General features: G+C 37.2%; 6 protein-coding genes. 1 reads left to right on the top strand and 5 read right to left on the bottom strand.

Features of this window, described 5'->3' with window-relative positions; translation table 11 throughout:
• Both AAX15_RS03750 and AAX15_RS03745 read right to left on the bottom strand, forming a co-directional pair.
• On the bottom strand, positions 1-215 hold a 215-nt coding region (locus tag AAX15_RS03750), incomplete at its 3' end, for a hypothetical protein (protein ID WP_046939193.1).
• 4 nt (positions 216-219) lie between these two features.
• Positions 220-789 carry a VOC family protein gene (locus tag AAX15_RS03745; protein ID WP_046939192.1) on the bottom strand — a complete coding sequence of 190 codons (570 nt, stop codon included), beginning with the start codon at positions 787-789 and terminating at the stop codon, positions 220-222.
• A gap of 79 nt (positions 790-868) precedes the next feature.
• On the opposite strand from AAX15_RS03745, the gene argS reads away from it, so the two are divergent.
• Entirely contained in the window at positions 869-2602 is a 1734-nt protein-coding gene (argS, locus tag AAX15_RS03740; protein WP_046939191.1) for an arginine--tRNA ligase, read from the top strand.
• Positions 2603-2896: 294 nt separating this feature from the next.
• Here argS and ilvN read toward each other — a convergent pair whose 3' ends face one another.
• From ilvN to AAX15_RS03725, 3 genes are all read right to left on the bottom strand, one after another.
• Positions 2897-3388 (bottom strand): acetolactate synthase small subunit, encoded by a 492-nt coding sequence (gene ilvN, locus AAX15_RS03735; protein WP_005626246.1) that lies wholly within the window; start codon positions 3386-3388, stop codon positions 2897-2899.
• Positions 3388-5109, bottom strand: coding sequence for an acetolactate synthase 3 large subunit (locus AAX15_RS03730; RefSeq protein ID WP_046939190.1), 1722 nt, complete (start codon positions 5107-5109; stop codon positions 3388-3390). The genes ilvN and AAX15_RS03730 overlap by 1 nt, the downstream gene beginning before the upstream one ends.
• 266 nt (positions 5110-5375) lie before the next feature.
• The gene (locus AAX15_RS03725; protein WP_046939189.1) at positions 5376-6896 is read right to left on the bottom strand and encodes a Na+/H+ antiporter NhaC family protein; all 1521 of its coding nucleotides are present in this window, start codon (positions 6894-6896) and stop codon (positions 5376-5378) included.
• Positions 6897-6907: the final 11 nt, after the last annotated feature.

Genomic DNA, 6907 nt, shown 5'->3' with positions numbered 1-6907 from the left:
AAGGTTGAATCATATTTGTGAGTAAGCACAACTTGCTCACCATCTTGTTGACGACCTGAACAATCATTTTTACGGATGGTTAATTTAAGATTTTCACCTTCCATTTGGCTAAAAACGATTTGACCTTTATAAGCATTTTCATCTTTTTGGAAAGAAGAACAAGCACTTAAACCTACAGCTGCTAAAACCGCTAATGCAAGAGATAATTTTTTCATTTTGCTAAACCTCGAGTATTTTCTTTATAGAATAAGGATGAACCTTAATACAAGTATGATTTGATGTCTTATCAACAAAACTTACTGCAATAGATGGATTAGGCAATCTCTCGCCATCCACTTTAGGCTCGCTCACTTTAATGGTTAATTGAGTTAATTCGCCCCATAAAAAACGCATATTAATACGCTGTACCCATTCATTTATCGATTCATTCGGTAAAAATGGCATTACAACCTCAATATGCTCCCAACCTTCTACAGGATACTGCTTATTTTTAGGGAACGGTAGTTCAATAACATCAACGAACTGATTAGCGAACTTCACTGCTTTTTCTAACTGAATTAGATAAATCTTACGTCCGTTGACAATGTTATCGGATAAAATTCTACCGTATTTCAATAAAAGTGTCAGCCAGTTTTTTGCATTTTGTTCATTATTTACACGCACGGCAAGGTGATCGATCTCATAATTTGAAAAATCGATTGACATCATTTGAGCTAATTGTTGAATTTTTTTTTCAAATTCCGCCAAATCAGAAAAAAGTGCGGGTGATTTTTCCTGTAAATTTGTCATTTTGTCCCTTTGAGAAACTCATAAAGAACGGTATCATAGCCGATTATTTTCATTATTCAATTTGAACATAGGAAAAAACGTGAATATTCAATCTATTTTATCCGACAAAATCAAACAAGCTATGATTCTTGCTGGAGCAGATCAATCTTGCGATGCGCTTGTTCGTCAATCAGGAAAACCACAATTTGGCGATTATCAAGCCAATGGCATTATGGCTGCGGCAAAAAAATTAGGTTTAAATCCACGAGAATTTGCTCAAAAAGTTTTAGATAATGCTCAACTATCTGATATTGCAGAAAAATTAGAAATCGCAGGTCCGGGCTTTATTAATATTTTCTTAAATCCAGCTTGGCTAACAAAAGAGGTTTCAACTGCGCTTTCCCAAAAGAATTTAGGCATTCAAGCTACGGATAAACAAACTGTTGTAATTGATTATTCATCACCAAACGTAGCAAAAGAAATGCATGTTGGTCACTTGCGCTCCACTATCATCGGTGATGCGGTTGTGAGAACCCTAGAATTTTTAGGTCACAATGTCATTCGAGCAAACCATGTTGGTGACTGGGGAACACAATTCGGAATGCTTATTGCTTATCTTGAAAAAATGCAAAACGAGCATGCGAGTGAAATGGAATTGCAAGATCTTGAAGCCTTTTATCGCGAAGCCAAAAAACATTACGATGAAGATGAAGTTTTCGCAGAAAAAGCGCGTAATTATGTCGTGAAATTACAAGGCGGTGATGAATATTGTCGAGCGATGTGGAAACGTTTAGTTGACATCACGATGCAACAAAATCAACACAACTATGATCGCTTGAATGTGACTTTAACCGAAAAAGATGTGATGGGTGAAAGTCTTTATAATCCTATGTTACCAAGCATCGTAGAAGATCTTAAAAAACAGGGCTTAGCTGTAGAAGATGATGGTGCATTGGTTGTTTATTTAGATGAATTCAAAAATAAAGAAGGTGACCCAATGGGCGTGATCGTTCAGAAAAAAGACGGTGGGTTCCTTTACACTACAACCGATATTGCTGCAGCAAAATATCGTTATGAAACATTAAAAGCTGATCGCGCACTTGTTTTTTCAGATACTCGCCAAAGCCAACATATGCAACAAGCTTGGTTAATTACTCGTAAAGCAGGTTATGTACCAGACAGTTTCTCTTTGGAGCATAAAAACTTTGGGATGATGCTTGGTAAAGATGGCAAACCATTTAAAACCCGTACCGGTGGCACGGTGAAATTAGCCGATCTATTAGATGAAGCAATTGAACGCGCTACTGTATTAATTAATGAAAAAAATACAAATTTATCTAATGATGAAAAAGAAGCCGTGATTGAGGCTGTCGGTATTGGTGCGGTGAAATATGCAGATCTATCCAAAAACCGTACTACGGATTACGTTTTTGATTGGGATAATATGTTAAGCTTTGAAGGCAACACTGCGCCTTATATGCAATATGCATATACCCGAATTCGTTCGATCTTTAATAAAACAGATATAAATTTGACCGCACTTTTGGCTGCACCTTTAACGCTTAAAGATGATAAAGAAAGAGCGCTTGCAATTAAACTTCTACAATTTGAGGAAGCGGTGCAAACTGTCGGAAAAGAAGGCACACCACACGTGCTTTGTGCTTATTTATACGAACTAGCAGGCATATTCTCGTCATTCTACGAACATTGCCCAATTTTAAATGCTGAAGATGAGTCCGTAAAATTAAGCCGTTTGAAATTGGCATTATTAACGGAAAAAACCTTAAAACAAGGTTTAGAGTTACTCGGTATTAAAACCGTAGAAAAAATGTAATTTAGATAATTAAAATCCCTTTCTTACGAAAGGGATTTTTTATTCTGTAAATAAGCATAAAAAAAGTGCCCCAATGGGGCACTACTCGGAAAGCAAAATAGATGTCGGCTATTTGAGATAGCACTTGTTTTTAGTGGTTTCAGGATAAAGAAATCCGATCAGTTATGCAAATACATATTTTTAGATTTGTGAACTTGGTCACGATTTTTTTATAAAAAAGCTAAAAACAAATATATTTTTAATAAAGTACGGTTGAAATTTCACGAAAATATCCCCGCACTTTACTCCTCAACTTTAGAGAATATTCTTTTCTCCACGAGACACACTAATCAATCCAGAACGAACAATTTCCAACAATGTGGTTTCCTCCTTCAACGCAGAAATAAATGCATCAATTTTATCTTTAGTACCGCTTAATTGGATTGTATAAGATTTTGGTGTGACATCTACAATTTGACCACGGAAAATATCGGCTAAACGTTTAATCTCATCGCGAGATGAACCCACTGCTCTCACCTTCGCTAAAACAATTTCACGGACTATATGCTCTTGTTCACTCAAGTTAATCACTTTAAACACATCCACTAATTTATGGAGTTGTTTCTCAATTTGTTCCAATACTTGAGCATCGCCCACCGCTTCAATAGTCATTCGAGAAAGCGTTGGATCGTCCGTTGGCGCTACCGTCAAACTTTCAATATTAAAAGCACGTTGGGAGAATAAACCAACAACACGCGATAAAGCACCAGACTCATTTTCGAGTAAAACAGATAAAATTCTACGCATTAGTTTGTCTCCTCTTGAGGTTTACTTAAAATCATTTCATTCATTGCGCCACCACGAATTTGCATTGGATACACATGCTCAGATTCATCTACATTAATATCAACAAATACTAATTTATTTTTAATACTAAATGCTTCTTGCAATTTGCTTTCGAGTTCATCTGGCGTAGCAATTTTTATACCAACATGACCGTAAGATTCTGCCAATTTCACAAAATCAGGCAAGGAATTCATATAGGTTTGCGAATGGCGACCTGAATAAATCAAATCTTGCCATTGTTTTACCATTCCCAAAAAATGATTGTTCAAACAAATAATGACAACAGGAATGCCATATTGGGTTGCGGTAGAAAGCTCTTGAATATTCATTTGAATACTTCCATCACCAGTCACACAAACAACTGTTCCTTCCGGATGAGCCAATTTCACGCCTAATGCAGCGGGTAAACCAAATCCCATAGTACCCGCGCCACCAGAGTTAATCCAATGACGAGGCTCATCAAATGGATAATGTAACGCAGCAAACATTTGATGTTGCCCTACATCAGAAGCCACATACGCCTGTCCTTTAGTAAGACGATATACCGCTTCCATGACTTGTTGCGGTTTAATCACGCCAGAAGTGCGGTCAAATTCCAAACATTTTTTTGCTTTCCATTGGTTGATTTCTTGCCACCAACTTTCAAGATCCGTTTGAGATTTCAATCCCTCTTCATTCAATAAACTCAAAAATTCTTCCAATACATTTTTCGAATTTCCGACAATTGGAATCGCTGCTGGAACATTTTTAGAAATCGAGGTTGGATCAATATCAATATGAATCACTTTGGCATTTGGGCAATATTTTTCTAAATTATTTGTTGTGCGATCATCAAAACGAACACCAATCCCCAAAATAAGATCACTTTCGTGCATTGCCGTATTAGCTTCGAAAGTACCGTGCATCCCTAACATGCCTAGGAATTGTTTATCTGTACTTGGATAAGCACCTAATCCCATTAATGATGAAGTAACTGGCAAATTTAAACGTTGTGCAAACTGAATTAATTGTTTACTACATTCAGCAGCAATCACGCCACCACCGACGAAAAGTATCGGTTTCTTCGCTACTAAAAGTGCTTTTAATGCTTTTTTAATTTGGCCTTTGTGCCCATTTACTGTTGGATTATAAGAGCGTAACTCTACAGATTCTGGGTATTCATAAGGATATTTAAAATTCGGATTTACAGTATCTTTTGGAATATCTACAACAACAGGCCCTGGACGACCAGTTGAGGCGATATAAAAAGCTTTTTTCAAAATAGATGGAATATCTTCCGCTTTTTTGACAATAAAGCTATGCTTCACAACTGGACGAGAAATTCCCACCATATCACATTCTTGGAACGCATCTCGGCCAATTAAATTACTCATTACCTGACCAGAAATAATGACCATTGGAACGGAATCTGTATAAGCCGTTAAAATCCCTGTGATTGCATTTGTTGCTCCTGGCCCAGAAGTCACTAGCACACATCCAACTTTACCTGTTGAACGAGCATAACCATCCGCCATGTGCACAGCTGCTTGTTCATGGCGGACTAAAATATGTTCAATACCACCCAGTGTATGGATTGCATCATAAATATCTAATACTGCCCCACCTGGATAACCAAATAAATACTCTACGCCCTCATCGCGTAAAGATTGAACCACCATCTCTGCGCCAGATAATTTCTTCATTTTTTACTCCTAAAACGAACCGCACTTTCAAAAGTGCCCATGCTTTGTATCAATGATTTACATAATACTAAGCAAAAAGTTTTTGTCTAGTCTATATAACGGATAAAAACACCAACAAAACAGAATAAAAAATCAAATAATTACACAAAATTAGATTTTTATAAAAAAAATAAAACTAAAAAACAAAAAAATGCGACCTTATGTCGCATTTTATAAATTTATCAAAATTTTATATTTTATTTAGATTTTTGAGCAAGATCACATTTTTAACGTTTTTTCACTGCAAATACGATTAAAAATAATGCAACCGCTGTCGCCACAAAACCAGATAAACCTGAATAAGTGAAGCCTACCACGATGTAACCAATAGCCGTTGCGGCTGCAACTGTCGCTGCATAAGGAAGCTGAGTAGTCACATGATCCATATGGTTACATTTTGCACCAGTTGAAGACAAAATAGTTGTATCCGATACCGGCGAACAGTGGTCACCACATACAGCTCCCGCCATTACTGCTGATAAACAAGGGAGTAATAATTCTGGTGCCGCATTTGCAGCCATAGCCGCTGCAATTGGTAACATAATACCAAATGTCCCCCAGCTAGTACCGGTTGAGAATGCCATTGCAGAACCAAGAATAAATAAAATTACTGGTAAGAATTGCATTGGGATATTACCAGAAACAAGAGAAGATAAATATTTACCAGTTTGCATATCCCCAACGACTTTATTAATGGTCCACGCAAAGAATAAAATTGCGATTGCACCAGCCATTGATTTAATACCTGCAATCCAAGAGCGTGCATATTCTGGAACACTGACTTGACGATCAAGAATAATCAATAAAGTAGAAACTAGAATTGAGCAAGCACCACCCACAACTAAAGAAGTTCCAACAACAGTATTTTCAAATGCACCTAAAATGCTAAATTCTTTACCATCGGCTGCTAATGCTGATGCACCGGTGTAAATCATCATTGTAACCGTTGAAAAAATTAAAACTAAGATAGGTAATACAAGATTACGTACGTGACCTTTTGCGCCCGTTTCTTCTTCTAATTCATCTTCAGAATCTTCCAAAGCTAATTTTTCATGACGTGCCATTGAAGCAATATCGAAAGAAAAATATGCCACAAAGAACACCATGATAATTGAGAAAATTGCATAGAAGTTCATTGAGCTCATTGCCACGAATGCACCAATTGGTGTGTACTCAGTAATCGAATAAGTCGCTAATAAACCGCCTACTAAGGTAATAATGTATGCGCCCCAACTTGAAACTGGCATCATTACACACATCGGCGCAGCCGTTGAATCCAAAATATAAGCAAGTTTCGCACGAGAAACTTTAAAACGGTCTGTCACTGGACGAGCAATTGCGCCTACAGCAAGACTGTGGAAATAATCGTCAATAAAAGTAACAAAAACTAATGATGCAGCTAATAATTTAGCCCCACGACGACCTTTAATACGGTTTTGTGCCCACTCAGCAAACGCACGATTACTACCTGATACAGTTAAAAGTGCGGTTAAAACACCAAGCAATAATAAGAACAAGACAATGTTCATATTAGAGTTAATTGCGCCATCAGCATAAACAAGTGAAATCACGTTGCTTGATAGATAACTGAAAGATGAGCCAATATTCCAGCCACCTAACATTAACGCACCAACAATAATCCCTGCACTGAGAGACACCAATACACGACGAGTTGCAATGGCCAAGACAATCGCCAATAAAGCTGGAATGATTGACCAAACTGAGGATGAAAAATCGATAAGTTCCATTAAGAGATACC

It is taken from the genome of Haemophilus haemolyticus, assembly GCF_001008275.1.
Classification (GTDB): Bacteria; Pseudomonadota; Gammaproteobacteria; order Enterobacterales; family Pasteurellaceae; genus Haemophilus; species Haemophilus haemolyticus_P.
This window is presented reverse-complemented; position numbering and strand designations above follow the sequence as displayed.